Source organism: Achromobacter sp. UBA4530, assembly GCF_002388205.1.
Classification (GTDB): Bacteria; Pseudomonadota; Gammaproteobacteria; order Burkholderiales; family Burkholderiaceae_B; genus Achromobacter; species Achromobacter animicus.
The window spans coordinates 16367-32717 of sequence record NZ_DGMA01000013.1 but is presented as its reverse complement, the minus strand read 5'-3'; the positions used below and the strand labels follow the sequence as shown (position 1 = coordinate 32717).

General features: G+C 63.3%; 17 protein-coding genes. 4 read left to right on the top strand and 13 right to left on the bottom strand.

Going from position 1 to position 16351, the window contains the following annotated elements; all coding sequences use genetic code 11:
- Position 1 precedes the first annotated feature (1 nt).
- From B2W22_RS12995 to B2W22_RS12980, 4 genes are all read right to left on the bottom strand, one after another.
- On the bottom strand, positions 2-736 hold the full coding sequence (locus B2W22_RS12995; protein WP_056565987.1) for an amino acid ABC transporter ATP-binding protein: 735 nt from the start codon (positions 734-736) through the stop codon (positions 2-4).
- Positions 737-800: 64 nt separating this feature from the next.
- A complete protein-coding gene (locus B2W22_RS12990; RefSeq protein ID WP_056565990.1) occupies positions 801-1490 on the bottom strand; it encodes an amino acid ABC transporter permease in 690 nt (229 codons plus the stop codon).
- Between the two features lies 1 nt (position 1491).
- The gene (locus B2W22_RS12985) at positions 1492-2256 is read right to left on the bottom strand and encodes an amino acid ABC transporter permease (RefSeq protein WP_175124845.1); all 765 of its coding nucleotides are present in this window, start codon (positions 2254-2256) and stop codon (positions 1492-1494) included.
- A gap of 87 nt (positions 2257-2343) precedes the next feature.
- A complete protein-coding gene (locus tag B2W22_RS12980) occupies positions 2344-3255 on the bottom strand; it encodes an amino acid ABC transporter substrate-binding protein (protein ID WP_175124844.1) in 912 nt (303 codons plus the stop codon).
- A gap of 171 nt (positions 3256-3426) precedes the next feature.
- Between B2W22_RS12980 and B2W22_RS12975 the strand changes: the two genes are divergently transcribed.
- Entirely contained in the window at positions 3427-4359 is a 933-nt protein-coding gene (locus B2W22_RS12975) for a LysR substrate-binding domain-containing protein (RefSeq protein ID WP_175136960.1), read from the top strand.
- A 108-nt stretch (positions 4360-4467) separates the two neighbouring features.
- Here the strand turns inward: B2W22_RS12975 and B2W22_RS12970 are convergent, their stop codons facing one another.
- The 9 genes from B2W22_RS12970 to dnaA form a co-directional block, all read right to left on the bottom strand.
- Entirely contained in the window at positions 4468-6420 is a 1953-nt protein-coding gene (locus B2W22_RS12970; RefSeq protein WP_286938013.1) for a WG repeat-containing protein, read from the bottom strand.
- 199 nt (positions 6421-6619) lie between these two features.
- Entirely contained in the window at positions 6620-7009 is a 390-nt protein-coding gene (locus B2W22_RS12965; RefSeq protein WP_175124841.1) for a hypothetical protein, read from the bottom strand.
- A 204-nt stretch (positions 7010-7213) separates the two neighbouring features.
- Entirely contained in the window at positions 7214-7633 is a 420-nt protein-coding gene (locus tag B2W22_RS12960) for a putative quinol monooxygenase (protein ID WP_286938010.1), read from the bottom strand.
- Between the two features lie 30 nt (positions 7634-7663).
- The gene (locus B2W22_RS12955; protein ID WP_175136958.1) at positions 7664-8251 is read right to left on the bottom strand and encodes a VOC family protein; all 588 of its coding nucleotides are present in this window, start codon (positions 8249-8251) and stop codon (positions 7664-7666) included.
- 14 nt (positions 8252-8265) lie between these two features.
- Positions 8266-8721 carry a nuclear transport factor 2 family protein gene (locus B2W22_RS12950; protein WP_286938006.1) on the bottom strand — a complete coding sequence of 152 codons (456 nt, stop codon included), beginning with the start codon at positions 8719-8721 and terminating at the stop codon, positions 8266-8268.
- A 32-nt stretch (positions 8722-8753) separates the two neighbouring features.
- Positions 8754-9503 carry an SDR family NAD(P)-dependent oxidoreductase gene (locus B2W22_RS12945; protein ID WP_175124837.1) on the bottom strand — a complete coding sequence of 250 codons (750 nt, stop codon included), beginning with the start codon at positions 9501-9503 and terminating at the stop codon, positions 8754-8756.
- A 396-nt stretch (positions 9504-9899) separates the two neighbouring features.
- Positions 9900-12347 (bottom strand): DNA topoisomerase (ATP-hydrolyzing) subunit B, encoded by a 2448-nt coding sequence (gene gyrB, locus B2W22_RS12940; RefSeq protein WP_175136957.1) that lies wholly within the window; start codon positions 12345-12347, stop codon positions 9900-9902.
- A 96-nt stretch (positions 12348-12443) separates the two neighbouring features.
- A complete protein-coding gene (dnaN, locus tag B2W22_RS12935) occupies positions 12444-13553 on the bottom strand; it encodes a DNA polymerase III subunit beta (RefSeq protein ID WP_175124835.1) in 1110 nt (369 codons plus the stop codon).
- A 2-nt stretch (positions 13554-13555) separates the two neighbouring features.
- Positions 13556-15016, bottom strand: coding sequence for a chromosomal replication initiator protein DnaA (gene dnaA / locus B2W22_RS12930; protein WP_175124834.1), 1461 nt, complete (start codon positions 15014-15016; stop codon positions 13556-13558).
- A 437-nt stretch (positions 15017-15453) separates the two neighbouring features.
- On the opposite strand from dnaA, the gene rpmH reads away from it, so the two are divergent.
- The 3 genes from rpmH (at position 15454) to yidD (ending at position 16336) form a co-directional block, all read left to right on the top strand.
- The gene (gene rpmH / locus B2W22_RS12925; protein WP_006228069.1) at positions 15454-15588 is read left to right on the top strand and encodes a 50S ribosomal protein L34; all 135 of its coding nucleotides are present in this window, start codon (positions 15454-15456) and stop codon (positions 15586-15588) included.
- Between the two features lie 107 nt (positions 15589-15695).
- Positions 15696-16067, top strand: a complete 372-nt coding sequence (locus B2W22_RS12920) for a ribonuclease P protein component (RefSeq protein ID WP_175124833.1) — start codon at positions 15696-15698, stop codon at positions 16065-16067.
- The gene (gene yidD / locus B2W22_RS12915) at positions 16064-16336 is read left to right on the top strand and encodes a membrane protein insertion efficiency factor YidD (protein ID WP_175124832.1); all 273 of its coding nucleotides are present in this window, start codon (positions 16064-16066) and stop codon (positions 16334-16336) included. Before B2W22_RS12920 ends, yidD begins: the two co-directional genes overlap by 4 nt.
- Positions 16337-16351: the final 15 nt, after the last annotated feature.

The window sequence follows — 16351 nt, the reverse complement described above, 5'->3', positions numbered from 1 at the left end:
TTCAGTGCTGCAAAATTTTGGAAAGAAACTGGCGCGTGCGCGGGGCACGCTCCTCGACATTGCCGAAGAACTGCTCCTTCTGGCAGTCCTCGACAATCTTGCCGCCGTCCATGAAGATCACACGGTCGGCGACGCGGCGCGCGAATCCCATCTCGTGGGTCACCACCATCATGGTCATGCCTTCGCCCGCCAGGTCGGTCATCACGTCCAGCACCTCGTTGACCATCTCCGGGTCCAGCGCCGACGTGGGCTCATCGAACAGCATCACGACCGGGTCCATCGACAGCGCCCGGGCGATCGCCACGCGCTGCTGCTGGCCGCCCGACAGTTCGCCGGGATGCTTGTCCTTGTGCGCCGACAGACCCACGCGCTCAAGCAGCGCAAGCGCGCGCTGCCGCGCTTCGTCCTTGCCGCGCTTGAGCACCTTGATCTGCCCCAGGCACAGGTTCTCGGTCACGGACAGGTGCGGGAACAGCTCGAAGTGCTGGAACACCATGCCGGCGACTGCGCGCAGCTTGGGCAGGTTGGTGCGCGGATCGCCCACGGACACGCCGTTGACCACGATCTCGCCTTTTTGAAAGGGCTCGAGCGCATTGACGGTCTTGATCAGCGTGGACTTGCCCGACCCGGACGGGCCGCACACCACCACGACTTCGCCGCGGCGCACGGTGGTGGAGCAGTCGTCCAGCACCTGGAAGTCGCCGTACCATTTGCTGACCTGCCGGATCTCGATCATCGGAGGATTGGAAGAGGATTGCATCGTTGAACCTGTGGATAACGTGGTTGCTGGGGCAAGCGGCTCAGCGCAGCACCCGCGTACGCTTTTCAAGCTGCTTGACCAGACGCGATGCCGTGAAGCAAATCACGAAATACACCACCGCCACGAAGAGATAGAGTTCGACCAGCCGGCCGTCGCGCTGGCCGATCTTGGACGCGGCGCCCAGGAAGTCGGTGAGCGACAGCACGTACACCAGCGACGTGTCCTGGAACAGGATGATGACGCGCGTCAGCAGCGCCGGCACCATGTTGCGCAGCGCCTGCGGCAGCACGACGTACCGCATGCCTTGCCAGTGATTCAGGCCCAGCGCCATGCTGGCCGATACCTGGCCGCGCGCGATGGACTGGATGCCGGCACGCATGATTTCGCAGAAGTACGCGGCCTCGAACAGCGTGAACGTGATCACCGCCGAGTTGAACGCCCCCACGCGCAGCGGCGTGGGCGAACCCACCACCCACGCGGCGATGTACGGCATCAGAAAGTAGAACCAGAAGATCACGAGCAGCAGCGGGATCGAACGCATGACGTTCACGTAGATGCCCGCCGGCACCGACAGGATCTTGTAGCGCGACAACCGCATCATCGCCAGGATCGTGCCCAACGCCAGGCCCATCACCGCCGCCAGCACCGTCAGCGTCAGCGTGAAGGTCATGCCGGTCTGGAACAGGTACGGCAGCGAGCCCCAGATCACATCGAAATCGAATTTGCCCATGTCAGCGCCCCAATCCCGCAGGCGACTTCGCGGCCGTGCCGATCAGGCCGGGCACCGCGACTCGGCGCTCAAGTGTGCGCATCCCCAGCACGACGATGCCGTTCAGAATCAGGTAGATCACCGTCGCGGCCGAAAACGCCTCGAAGATGTGAAAGCTGAACTCCGCCATGGATCGCGCCTGGCCCGTCAATTCCAACAGGCCAATGGTCAGCGCCACCGACGAATACTTGATCGTGCCCATGAACTCCGAGGTCAGCGGCGGCAGCACGATGCGATAGGCCTCGGGCAGGATGATGTAGCGGTAGACCTGCCCCTCGGTCAGTCCCAGCGCGGTCCCCGCCTGAAACTGCCCGCGCGGCAGCGACTGGATGCCCGCGCGCAATTGCTCGGCCACACGCGCCGATCCGTAAAAGCCCAGGCACAGCACCGCGGGCACGAACTGCCCCCACGGCTGCGGCATCTGCTTCATCGCCAGGCCCCAGGCATGCGGCAGCAATTCGGGCAGCACGAAATACCACAGGAACATCTGCACCAGCAGCGGGATGTTGCGGAACAGCTCTACATAGGTCGCGCCGATGGCGTTCATCAGGCGCGACTGCACCGTGCGCATCACGCCCAGCCAGGATCCCAGCAGCAACGAGAAAACCCAGGCCGTCAATGCCAGCGCGAGCGTCCAGCCCACACCGATCAGGATCGTTTCCAGGAAGGTGTGCACGCCGTCCGGCGACATCTCCAGGAAGACGCTCCAACTCCAGTTGTAATTCATGCCCTCGCCCTTGATTGCAACGCCGGCCCCGGCCGGCGTCCTTGCTTCATGCGCCGCGGGGACGCGTTGCGCCCCGCGGCATGCGGCTTACTCGTAGGCCTTGGGATCGCCCGAGTCGGTGGGGTTGGCCAGGGCGCGCTTCAGGGCGTCGCTCATGGGGTACTTCAGGTTGATCTGCTTGGGCGGAATCGGCGAGTTGAAATACTTGTCGTACAGCGCCGCAACCTTGCCGGTCTTCATCAGATCCAGCACCGCGTCATCAACCACCTTCTTGAACTTGGGATCGTCCTTGGGCTGCATGATGCCGTAGGGCGCCATTTCCAGGCCCTTCTTGCCGATCACGAAGGCGTCCGGGTTCTTGGACGAGGCCACGGCGCCGTAGGCGATGCCGTCGTCGTTAGCCGAACCCGCGGCGCGGCCCGATTCCACCATCAGGATGGTCTCGGCGGTGTCCTTGGTGGGCGCCATCGAGATGCCCAGGTTGCCCTGCGCATTCAGTTGCGAGATCAGCTTGAACGTCTGGCCGCCGGCCTGCGCCGCGATGGTCTTGCCGCGGAACGAGGACAGGTCATTGGGGTCCACGCCGCCGTCCTTGCGCGCCACCAGCACCACCTGCGCCACGAAGGTCGTGGGCGCGAAGGACACCAGCTTGTGGCGGGCCTCGTTATTGGTGGTGTTGCCGCACTCCAGGTCGATCGTGCCGTTGGCCAGCAGCGGAATGCGCGTGGCCGACGTCGTCGGGTTGTAGCGGACTTCCAGCTTGGGCAGCTTCAGCGCTTCCTGCACGTACTTGGCGACTTCCTGGCAGATCTCGACCGTGTAGCCGATCGGCTTCTGATTGCCGTCCAGATACGCAAACGGCACCGAGGTCTCGGGGTGGCCGATCGTGATGACGCCGGTTTCCCGGATCTTGTCCAGGCGGCTGGGACCTTCGGCATGAGCCGTCGCGGTGGTGCCCAGCAGGGCGGCGGCGACGGAGATCGCGGCAAGTGCTTTCATCTGATTCCCTTGGCGCCGTACGTGCGGCGCGTGTTTATGTTCACGATCGGCAGTTCCAGTCTGGCTGGCGACCGCCGCGTCCCGCGATGAGCCCCGCGGCTGGCAAAAAGTATCAACTAGCAGTATGGTTTTATCCAGTTCCAATCAGGTATTCCTCTATACGGATTTGACATGGCCATTACTCGCATGGGCTTGCGGCACATTGAGGCGTTCCGCGCCGTCATGATGACCGGATCCATGACCGCTGCGGCGCGCCGCGTGCATACCTCGCAGCCGCACGTTAGCCGCTTAATTGCGCAATTGGAAGCCATCACCCAGTTTCCATTGTTCGACCGCAATGGCAGCCGGCTGAGCCCGACCCAGGACGGGTCGCGCTTTTTTCAGGAGGTCGAAAAGACCTTCATCGGCCTCGCCGGCCTGGAGTCGGCGGCGGCCAGCATCCGCTCGTTCAGCGCCAGCCGACTGAGTGTGGCGGCCATGCCACGCCTGGCGGGCGGGCTCCTGGCGCGCATCGTCGCGGCCTTCAAGACCGAGTACCCGGACGTCATGGTGTCCATCCACTCGGGCAACGCCAGCGCGGTCCACAACTGGATCAGTTCGGGGTTCTGCGACACCGGGCTGGCGATGCTGTCCGGCGAAGCGCCCGGCATCCAGGTCGAACCGGTGCTTACGATGAGCTGCGTGGCGGTGCTGCCGCGCGGACACCGCCTGACCAAACTGAAGAAGCTCAAGCCCGCCGATTTTGCGGGCGAGCCCTTCATCGCATTTCCCAGCGGCACTCCGCTGCGCGAGAAGATCGACGCCGTGTTCAAGTCCGCCAAGGTCGAGCGTCATACGGTGGCCGAAGCGGGATTGGGGTCGTCGGTGTGCGCGCTGGTGGGCGCGGGGCTGGGCGTGGCGCTGATCAACCCCCTGGCCGCGCGCGAGGAATACGAAGCGAACGGCGTGGAGGTCCGTCCGTTCAGCCCGGCGGTGCCGGTCACGGTGGCGCTGCTATACCCGCCGTATCACACGCGCACGCGCCTGGTCACGGTGTTCTCGCGCTATGCGCATCAGCTGATGCAGGAAGAGATGGGGGATCTGAAAGCGCGGCCGCCGCGGTAGCCGATCGCTGCGGCGATGTGTGTGGAGACGGTGTCTGACACCCTGTGAGACACCGCCTCAAACTGGCGACCATTTCCCCAGGGTGTCAGACACCGTTGCCGCAATTGCCTAGGCCGGCGTCTCCCGCCCGTCACGGTGCAGCATCACCAGCACACCCGTATCGCCCCGCATGGCCCGCACCGGCTCGCCCTCGTTCCACTGCGAGACAATCGCCGGCGGGCCGTTGTAAACGCCCGCCGCAGTCTGCAAGGATTCCGGCGAACCGATCCAGGCGTACACAGGTTCATGCAGCCAGTCGCCACCAGCGCGCGCCACGCCCACGAAAAGCCCGTCCACGTTGTGAGGGCAGGGCGCCTGGCCCGCTTGCATCACCAGCCAGCCATACGCGCCGTTCCACGCCAACCCGAACGTCAGCACATGCCGGCAAGCAAGCACTTCACGCCCCTCGGCCATGTCATAGACGCCTTCGGCCCACGCCTCGTCGCCATCGTCATTCCGCCCCACGTTCGCCAGGATCCGCGCATAGCGCCCCGCCTGGCCTTCAGGCGCGGGCTCCGGGATGCCAGGCCGTTCCGACGGCAGCCAGCTCACCTCGCCGAGATCGCTGTAAACGATCGGCACCCGCACGGCGCCTTGGCCATCCACCACACCGCGCCGCGCATCTTGCGTCAGGACGCTGATCCGCATCAGACCGCTTTTCCACAGCTCGGCTGAGTCGGCCGCAGTATCCAGCGGCGCCAGCGCAGCAAAGCACGCAGCCATCACCGGCCGCCCCGACGCGTCGATCAGCCCCTGCATCCCATCGCGCTCGGTGATGAACGCGTGAAGGTCCTCGTCCCAATAAACGTCGTCCCACTCGCGCGCCGCTACCCAATCGCCACGCCGGTCGACCAGACCCCACGCCTGCGCCTCGAACGCGGGCGCCAAGCCTCCAGGGCAGAACGACCCCGCGTCCTCGAAGCGCGGCGTGATCGCCCAGCCACCCGACTTGTCCACAAAGCCCAACTGATCCCCGACGCGCGCCACCACCAGGCCTTGCGCGCAGTTCCAGGCCTCGTCCAGCGACGGCTGCAGGATTTCACTGCCATCCGCGGCGATCAGCCCCACCTTGTCGCCAATCTGGACGCTTGCAACGTCTTCTTCAAAATCCCACACCGCGTCAAAGCGCGGCGGCACCAGCACCCGCGCGACGTTCTCCGTAACCTGCAGCAGCCCCGTGCGGCCCTCGCGGCTTATCCACAGCACGCCCACATCGGACGCGCCGCTGCGCCAGATCGCATCCCACTGCGGCGCCATCACCGGCAGCCAGCAATCGCCGTCGTTGTCGCCGTCGTTGTCGTCGTCGGACTCGGCCTCCGGATCGACCGCCCGCAGCCCCCACAACTTGTCCACACGGTAGCGGTACAGCGCGCTGCCAAGCCACGCGTCTTCATCGTCGCCCCCCTCGGCAACGTAGTCTTCGAAGCTGACCGTGCGGGCCGGATCCTGTTCGTGGAAATAGGAATGCGACAGCCCGCCAAAACCAAAGCGCCACGCCCAGCCGGAGGCGTCACCGGCATCTTGCACGTCCAGCAGTCTGCACACAGCGGCCAGGTCACCGGCCTGCATGCCTTGCCGCACGGCTAGCCAGCGTTCTTCGCACAGGGTGCGCGTTTGGTGAACATAAGCCGCCGCGCCGTCCGCGTGCAGCCACGACAACTCATTGAGATTTGCGCTTATCCACAAGTCGCCGTCGTCGTCGTGTTCATCGATCAGCTCGCCCAGATACTGAAAGGCGGCATCGAACTGCAGCACGGGCAGCGCATCGTCGCGATCCGAGTGCGCCCCCATGAATGCCGCCAGTTCGCCCAGCCGCTGATGGGCAACGCGCGCATCGGCGGCCATGCCCGCACCATTGCCATCGCCAAGGAGGTCCTGGTCATCGGGCGCCGCACGGGACTCGCCCTCCGCCAGCAGCACCTGCCACAACGTCGGCAGGTTGCCGTTCGCGCTGGCGATCTCCGCGGGCGGCGCGCCTTCATCCTCGTCCGAGCACAGATACAGCCAGGCCCGATTTCCCATCTTCACTTCCTTTATTGCAGAGGCGCCCGGGGCGCTTGATTGGTGACACCCGATACCCGGATCCGGAAAAGCCGAAGGCCAGCCCGGATCGGGCTGGCCTTCGATGTGCAATCACCTTCAATCCGCACGGCCTTTCGTCAGGTCTTCCTGACCGCAGTGTATTCGCGAATCCCCCGCGGGCGGATCCGCTGGCATCCATTCAACCCGCGCTGCCGCCACCCCCTTGAGACGCCGCCAGCGCAACCGCACTCTCAAAATTCTTGCCGTTCTCATTGGCAATGGCCTCTGCCAGCTTCATCATCATGGACATCAAAGACGAATTCAACACCGCCACTTTCACCTGCAGGGCGGCCGTCAACGCAGCCTTCTGCTTTTCATCCATGGTGGCTGACTGAACATCGCGCAACTCCTCCAGCGCTTGCGCAAGCTGCTTCTCCAATTGCGCGATCTGCTCCCTGAGCGACTCAAGCGATTCGCCTCCATTCTTGGCGGGATCCGACTCCTTGCTCTGCTGCGCCGCCGACGTGTCGGCCGACGACGCGTCAGCATTTGTCTGCGACTCCGGCTCCGTGGCGCTGACTTCATTCACTTGAGAAGCGGGAGGGGGGGACGGTGGTTCGTACCGCGAAGCGACTGGCGTCGAACTGGCATTGCCGATATCTACTATCATTTTTGGTCTCTCTGCAAAAGCGGCTCGGAAAACGGTTGGGCCGAACGCGCGCGAATGCCGTCCTGCAAGCATCGGCACGCAAATCGCACGGGCGATCCCGGCATCGCGTGCCCGCTGGACGCCTTAAGCCGGCGCCACTTTGCTCCTGGGGTCATCGATGATCTGCCGCGCGACTTCATATCGGATCCCCTGCCGATCCAGAATTCGCACATGCTTGACGACATGCGCCAGCGCCGCGAGAAACGAAGGCGCTTGTTCGTGACTCTCGTAAGCCGCCTCATCTGCCCAGCCCTCCACCAGATGAAACAGATTGGCGTCTGTCAGATCCGCGGCAAAGGCGTAGTAGATGCAGCCGGGCATCTTTCTGGCGGCCAGCACGTCGGGGATGACGGCATCGACAAATGACTGCCGGTCTTCAGGGTGCACGCGGTAATAGGCCGCAACCACAACCGCTGTCGGCAGGTCTTTGTCATGGTCGGCGGCAGACCGGCCGTGGTCGGGGAATTGGGCGCCGTACGCGCCGGGTTGATGGGGAAGGTTCATATCAATCCTGTCGATGGTTCGTTTGACGGTTCACTGACCGGGGTGCTTGGGATTCCACAGCCTGAGGCTGCTGCGGTGTTCATATCCCTTGCCATTCGGGTAGCTGACGAGTTCCATGTCCGAACCCCAAGGCGAGCGAAAGTGCACCCATGTCTCGCCTTCGGTATCGCCCGATGTCATCGTCACGGGTTTTCCCAGCACGGTGATGCCCTGGGCCTTCAGATAAGACACCGCGCCCTCGATATCGTCGGTGTAGAACGCGATATGCGAGGCGCCGATATCCTCGGCGCGAGGCATGACCTTGCTGCCACGCGAATTCACATACTCGAACAACTCGATGTTCGAGCCCTCTCCGCAACGCAGCATGGCAATCGTGACGCTATCGGCGCGGGGCGCGAAACCCGCAGCATCGGGCGACGCGGTTGGGTCCAGCTGAAATGGTCCGATTCGTGTCACGGGTTCGCATCCGAAAGCACTCTTGAAGAATGCCTCCGCCTGCTTCAGATCGGGCACGTTGACACCCACGTGATCCACACCCGCGACGTGGATGCCAGCCGCCTGCGCTGCAGCACCTGCCAGAACGCCAATCGCCATGAAGCAAGAAGCCAGTCGTTTCATGATGCGCATCCCCATTACTGACGATCGAGAAAGACGTGGGCGCTCGCAAGCTTGCCGTCTTTGATGGTGAAGATATCTTCGCCGTGCACCTGATCTGGATTGCCGCGGGGACCATAGCTCCAGACCACGCGGCCGAGACCATGATTCCAGGTGATTGGCGCTGGCGTGAAACGGAATCCCGCATGGGTGCCTTGCAACTGCTCGATCAGGCGGTTTACCTGCGCGTATCCGGTAGCGACGCCGCTTTGATCGGCCACGAAGAAATCTTGCGTGTACACCTGGTCAAACTTCGACTCGCGGGATTGGGCGTTGGCGTCGTTCCAAATCGAAAAATGGATGTCGATCAGGCGTTGCGCCAAATCGGCAGGGTCTTGCGTGGCGGGTTTCATTTGTGATGTTTCCTGTGCGTGCGCATAAGGCGCGCTGCACATCGCAGCCAGCGCCAGTACGCAATGAGTCAAGAATTTCATGTTGAGAAGTCGCGATCAGAAGCGCGATGCGCTCAGACCTGCGCCATCCCGCCGTCGACAAACAGCTCGATGCCATTGACGAAGCTCGCCGCGTCGGAAGCCAGAAACGCCACGGCCTTGCCGATCTCTTGCGGCTCGCCCAGACGGCCCAGCGGCACCTGCGCGGCCAGATGATCGAACAACCCCTGGCGCGCTTCGTCGGGGACCAGACCGCCCAGTCCCGGCGTGCGGATCGGGCCGGGGCTCACGACGTTCACGCGGATGCCGCGCGGCTTCAGATCCAGCGCCCACGAGCGCGCAAAGTTGCGCACCGCCGCCTTGCTGGCGCTATACACGCTGAAATTTTCCGTGCCCTGGATCGATACGGTCGACGCCGTCAGGATCACCGAGGCGCCATCGACCAGCAATGGCAAGGCCTTTTGCACGGTGAACAGGGTGCCGCGCACGTTGGTGCCGAAGATGCGATCGAAGTGCTCTTCCGTGATCGCGCCCAGCGGCATCATGTCGCCGCCGCCCGCGTTGGCGAACAGGATGTCGAGCTTGCCGGCGCTCTTGGCGATCTGGGCGTAGACGTTGTCCAGGTCGCTCAGCACCGACGCGTCGGCACGGATGCCGGTTGCCGCGACGCCGATGCTGGCCACGGCGGCGTCCAGTTCGGCCTGGCGGCGGCCGGTGATGAAGACGCGCGCACCCTGCGCGGCCAGTTCCTGGGCGGTCGCCAGGCCGATACCCGTGGTGCCGCCGGTGACGAGTGCGATCTTGCCGTTGAGTTGCTGATTCATGATGAGCTCCATGTATTCGATGAGGAAGTTGTCAGTCAGCGGGCTGGGGAGGAAGTCTCCTGAAACGCCGTGTTGACTGGGCATGGAGGTACTGTAGGCGCGCAGGGATAATGGATAAACCCTGCAAGATTGAAATGATTATCCATATTTATGGATAATCAGCACGCCAGCGGTTGTCATGCATGAACTCGTCGATGGGGATTCCAGCGATGCCCGCGGGGTTGAGGGCAGAGCGGTTTTTCACCTGGTCGATGGGGAAAACTGGAACCGCCCGGCAGGAAGAGAATTTCGGCTTGAACTGCCGAGAACCAAAGAAAAAGGGGCTGCATAAGCAGCCCCTTGTACGAACGCCGGATATCCCGGGAAAAATCTAGGTAATCGCGGGATCCAATACGATCAAGCGTCGATGTTGCCCGCCGACAGCGCGTGCGTTTCGATGAAGTTGCGGCGCGGTTCGACGTCGTCGCCCATCAGCGTGGTGAAGACCTCGTCCGCCGCGATGGCGTCCTCGATCTGCACGCGCAACAGGCGGCGCACCTTCGGGTCCATCGTGGTTTCCCACAGCTGTTCGGGGTTCATTTCGCCCAGACCCTTGTAGCGCTGCTTGGAGATGCTGCGATCGGCTTCGCTGCGCAGCCACTGCATGGCTTCGCGGAAGTCGGACACGGGCTGCTCCTTGCGCTTGTCGCCTTCGCCGCGGGCGGCCATCGAACGCGCGCCGACCTTGCCCAGGAAGCTCTTGGCGGCCTTGGACAGAATGGCGTAATCCGAGCCATTGATGAAGTCGGCGTCGATGATGCTGACGCGCACGTTGCCGTGGTGCATGCGCTGCACGGACAGGCGATGGCGTTCGGTGGCTTCGTCGAATTGCGGAACGACCTCGACGCCATTGCCGTTGATGGGATCGCGCATGGCATCGGCCAGCCGCTTGGCGGAGTCCGCGGTGGACTCGGCCGTGTCCAGGTTGATTTCCACGCCTTCGGCCATGGCCGACAGCGCACCCACGTCGAACACGCGCGACAGGCGGGCGATGACGCCGTCGGCTGCCACGTATTGGCGGGCCAGGTCGTTCAGTTCTTCGCCGCGGATGATATTGCCGCCCGAGATGATCTCGGCGTCCTTCAGGGCGAGCGTCAGCATGAACTGCGCTTCTTCCTGGTCATCCTTCAGATAGCGCTCTTCGCGGCCAACCTTGACCTTGTAGAGCGGCGGCTGCGCAATGTACACGTAACCGCGCTGCACCAGCTCGGGCATCTGACGGTACAGCAGCGTGAGCAGCAGGGTGCGGATGTGTGCGCCGTCGACGTCCGCGTCAGTCATGATGATGAGGCGGTGGTAGCGCAGCTTGTCCACGTTGAAATCGGGACCGATGCTGGTGCCCAGCGCCGTGATCAGCGTGGCGATCTGCTCGCTGGCGATCAGGCGGTCAAAGCGCGCCTTCTCGACGTTCAGCACCTTGCCGCGCAGCGGCAGGATGGCCTGGAACTTGCGGTCGCGGCCCTGTTTGGCCGAGCCGCCTGCGGAGTCACCCTCGACGATGTACAGCTCGCACAGCGCGGGGTCCTTTTCCTGGCAGTCAGCCAGCTTGCCGGGCAGGCCGGCGCCTTCCAGCACGCTCTTGCGGCGCGTCATTTCGCGTGCCTTGCGTGCGGCTTCGCGGGCGCGGGCGGCTTCGACGATCTTGTTGCACAGGGCCTTGGCGTCGTTCGGGTGTTCGAGCAGCCAGGTTTCCAGCGTGCGCGCCACGGCTTCTTCAACGGCCGGACGCACTTCGCTGGACACCAGCTTGTCCTTGGTCTGGCTGCTGAACTTGGGCTCGGGCACCTTCACCGACAGCACGCAGGCCAGGCCTTCGCGCATGTCGTCGCCGGACGTCTCGACCTTGGCCTTCTTGGCCAGTTCGTTGTCGGTGATGTACTTGTTGATGATGCGCGTCATCGCGGCGCGCAGGCCGGTCAGGTGCGAACCGCCGTCGCGCTGCGGGATGTTGTTGGTGAAGCACAGCACGCTTTCGCTGTAGCTGTCGTTCCACTGCATCGCCACTTCAACGCCCACGGACACGCCGCCGGCCGCGGACTCGGTGCTGACCGAGAACACGTTCGGGTGCAGCACGGTCTTGGCGCGGTTGATGTATTCAACAAAGCCCTTCACGCCGCCAGAGAACGCGAAGTTCTCTTCCTTGCCCTGACGCTGGTCGATCAGGCGGATCTTGACGCCGTTGTTCAGGAACGAGAGCTCACGCAGGCGCTTGGAGAGGATCTCGTAGTGGTATTCGATGTTGTTGAAGATGATCGGGTCGGCCAAAAAGCGCACTTCGGTGCCGCGCTTGTCGGTCGTGCCGGTCACGGCCAGGGGCGCCACGCGCTCGCCCTGGCGGAATTCCATCTGGTGCACTTCGCCGTTGCGGCGGATGGTGAGCCGCAGCCATTCGGACAGTGCGTTCACGCACGACACGCCCACGCCGTGCAGGCCGCCGGACACCTTGTACGAGTTCTGGTCGAACTTGCCGCCGGCGTGCAGTTCCGTCATGACGATTTCGGCCGCGCTGCGGTGGAATTCGTCGTCCTTGTGGATGTCGGTCGGGATGCCGCGGCCGTTGTCCGTGACGGAAATGGAGTTGTCGGTGTGGATCGTGACGACGATGTCGTCGCAATACCCGGCCAGGGCTTCGTCGATGGCGTTATCGACGACCTCAAACACCATGTGGTGCAGGCCGGTGCCGTCGGACGTGTCGCCGATGTACATGCCGGGGCGCTTGCGCACGGCCTCCAGCCCCTTGAGCATCTTGATCGAGTCAGCGCCGTAGCCGCTGGTCTCGGGAGTGGTGTTCTGCTGATCTGACATGTCTGTATCGATAACGCTTTAAAGAACGGCCTGGCGGCCGGACCGCCCGCGGACCATCGGTCCGCAAGCGGCACAAACCCACGGGGGGAATGCGGATCAGATCCGCATGGGCATGACGACGTACTTGAACTGGTCGTCTTCGGGCAGGGTGATGAGCGCCGACGCATTGGCATCGGGCATGACCGACCACTGGATGTTGTCGACCTTCACGTTGGACAGCACGTCGAGCAGATAGCCCACGTTAAAGCCCACGTCCAGCGCTTCATGGCTGTAGTCGATGTCGATTTCTTCCTGGGCCTCTTCCTGCTCGGCATTCGAGGACGAGATCTTCATCTGGTTCTGCGCCAGTTGCAGGCGCACGCCCTTGAACTTGTCCGTGGTCAGGATGGCGGCACGCTGCAGACTGCCCTGAAGCGCTTCGCGGCCGACCAGGAAGTGACGCGAGTAGTTCGTGGGAATCACGCGCGTGAAATCGGGGAACTTGCCTTCGACCAGCTTGGAGACCAGCTCGACGTCGCCAAAACGGAAACGGATCTGGCCCGGCGCGACGTCGATGGAGACGGTTTCGTCGGAGTCTTCAAGCAGACGCTGCATTTCCAGCACGGTCTTGCGCGGCACGATGACTTCGTGGCGCTCGGCGATGCCGTCGGCTTCGGTCGAGCAGTGCGCCAGACGGTGGCCGTCGGTGGCAACCGCGCGCACACGGCCCGGTTCAAACACCAGCAGCATGCCGTTCAGGTAGTAGCGGATGTCCTGCTGGGCCATGGCGAAGTGCACCATGTTGAACAGGTGGCGCAAGGTGCGCTGCGGCATGGTGAGCGAGACGTCCCACTGCTCGGGCTGAGCCACGGTGGGGAACTCGCTGGCGGCCAGCGTCTGCAGCGCAAAGCGGCTCTTGGCGGATTGCACCGACAGCTTGTTGCTGGCCAGGGCCAGGCGCACGTCGCCGGTATCGGGCAGGGCTTTCAGGATGTCCAGCAGCTTGCGCGCGGCCACCGTGGTGGACTCGTTGTCCTGGCCGACACCAAAGTCGGCGTGCGTCGTGATCTGCACTTCCAGGTCGGTCGCAATGAAGGCAACCTTGTTGCCTTCCTTGCGCATCAGGATGTTCGCAAGAATGGGCAGGGTATGGCGTCTTTCGACGATGCCCGCCACAGTCGACAGCGGTTTCAGCAATGCATCGCGTGTGGTTTGTACGAGTTGCATGTTCATCCTTTTAGAGTTTGTTCCAACACGTGCAGGGTATGGTTGAGCTCCGCTTGCTTGGCGCGGGCATCGGAAATCTTGCGAACGGCGTGCAGCACCGTGGTGTGATCACGGCCGCCGAATAAATCGCCGATTTCCGGCAGGCTTTTCTGGGTCAGCTCCTTGGCCAGGTACATCGCAACCTGGCGCGGCAACGCGATATTGGCCGGCCGGCGTTTCGAGTACATGTCGGCGACCTTGATCTTGTAGAAGTCCGCCACCGTCTTCTGGATGTTTTCCACGGTGATCTGGCCGTTGGACACCGACAGCAGGTCCTTGAGCGCTTCCTTGCAGACATCCACCGTCAGCACGTCGCGGCCGTGGAAGCGCGCGTAGGCCAGGACCTTGCGCAGCGCGCCTTCCAGTTCGCGCACGTTGCTGCGCAGGTGCTTGGCGATGAAGAAGGCCACTTCCTCGGGCATGGGCACGCCTTCGGACTCGGCCTTGCGCAGCAGAATCGCCACGCGCATTTCAAGTTCCGGCGGCTCGATGGCGACCGTGAGGCCCGAGTCAAAACGCGAGATCAGGCGGCTGTCGATGCCCGACAGTTCCTTGGGGTACGTATCGCTGGTGATGATGATCTGCTTGCGCTGCGCGACCATCGCCTCGAACGCGTAGAAGAATTCTTCCTGCGTACGGTTCTTGCCGGAGAAGAACTGGATGTCGTCGATCAGCAGAAGATCGAGCGAATGGTAGTAACGCTTGAAATCGTCGAATGCCTTGCGCTGGTACGCCTTGACCACGTCGGACACGTATTGGTCGGCATGCACATAGCGCACGCGCACCCCGGTGCCCGCCGCCACCATGGCGTTGCCGATGGCGTGGATCAGGTGGGTCTTGCCCAGGCCGACGCCGCCATACAGGAACAACGGGTTGTACGAGGTGCCGGGATTTTCCGCGACCTGCAACGCCGCCGCGCGCGCGAGCTGGTTGGCCTTACCGGTCACGAAGTTCTCGAACGTGAGGTCGGTGTTCAGGCGCGATCGCTCGTACACGATGTTGGCGGCGTCCGCGTTCACGGCCTGCGCAGCGGCGGTCGTGGCGGGCGGGGGCGGGGCGGTCGTCACGGTGACCGTCACGGGTGGCGCGGCGCCGGAAGGGGGCGCAGCGGACGGGTGCGGTTGCTGGGCTGGCTGCTGCGCACGCACGGGCGCGACCGGCATACGCGGCGCGGTCCCTTGCGAAGGCAGCTCGAACAGCACCTGCACCGGACGCTTGAACCACTCCGCGGCCAACGCTTCGATCTGGTGGGAAAAGTTTTTGCGCACCCAATCCAGCTTGAAGCGGTTGGGCGCGGCAACGCGCAGCACCGCCTGCGTTTCGTCGTACGCAAGCGGGACCAGCGGTCGTATCCACGCGCTGATTTGTTGGGGGGGGAGTTCCTGCTCAAGACGACTGACGCAGGTCTGCCAGAATTCTTTCATGTCGCTCTTATTCAAACCTCGATTCTACCTTGCCCGGGCGGGGGTTATCCACAGGGAAGGGCATGAGTGTCTATATGATCACCCCTTAACTGTTTGACAAGACAGGGAAAACTTGCTGAAATGGTGGGCTTTTCCGAATTCTGTCTGTCAGAAGGTTTCGCAGAAAGCTTGGCCGGACACGCTCCCGCAAGGGCAAATTGCCAAAAGCGCAATTGCCCCTACAAGAGCAATTTGTCCGGTTTTTAGCTTTGCTGAATAGGTCGCCCGAGATGAAATTCTCGGTACAGAGCCCCGTCTAAGAGTTGTTTTTTGCACCGGTTGCAAAACCCATGCAAAACCCGTTGCAAAAACGCTCTCTGGATACCCGCTTCTGCTTAGCGCGACGTGGAACCCTCCGGGCAGGTCCCTTCTGACTTTGTTCTTTTTGTGGATCGTCCATGAAACGCACCTACCAACCTTCCGTTACCCGTCGCAAGCGCACCCATGGCTTTCGCGTGCGCATGAAAACCCGCGCTGGCCGCGCCATCCTGAGCGCCCGCCGCGCCAAGGGCCGCAAGCGTCTGGCCGTCTAAGTCCAGTTTTCCGGTTTTCCGGAAACTGACTTTCGCACGGACCGACCATATTGCAAGATCTCTCGCAATCCTGTTCCGGTTCCGCGCAACCGCCTGATCCGCAGTCCATGCCGCGCTCCACGCTTCCCCCGGAGGCGCGGCTGCATCGCCCCTCCGAGTTTGCCGCCGCCCTTAAAGGCCGGCGTCTTGCCCGAGGGGCATTCTTCATTGTGAGCGCCGCTCCCAATGATCTGCCTCCCGGCCAGGACGCCTGTGCTCGTTTGGGGCTCATCATCGCCAAGCGGTTTGCCGCCCACGCCTCCACGCGCAACGCCTTGAAGCGGGTCATCCGCGAAGCGTTCCGCCACCGGCGCCTGGCGCTGCCGGCAAAAGATTACGTCGTGCGCCTGCATAGCAAGGTCGCGCCCGCCACGCTCACTGCGCTGAAACGCGCCGCCCGAGCCGAAGTGGACGCTCACTTTGAGCGGATCGCACGATGATCAAGGCACTACTCATTGCCCCGATCCGGTTCTACAGGTTCTTCCTGAGTCCCTGGATTGGACGGCAGTGCCGTTTTACTCCGACCTGCTCGGCGTACGCGATCGAAGCGATCGAGCGCCACGGTGCATGGCGCGGATTCTGGCTGGGCGTCCGGCGCATCGGCCGGTGCCATCCCTGGTCGCCCGGGGGCCTGGATCCGGTTCCGCCGGCCAAGGGAACCAACGACGCCCGTTGCTGCTCCCACAGCCACCGCATCGAGCACGATTGACGCTAAACTGGCGGG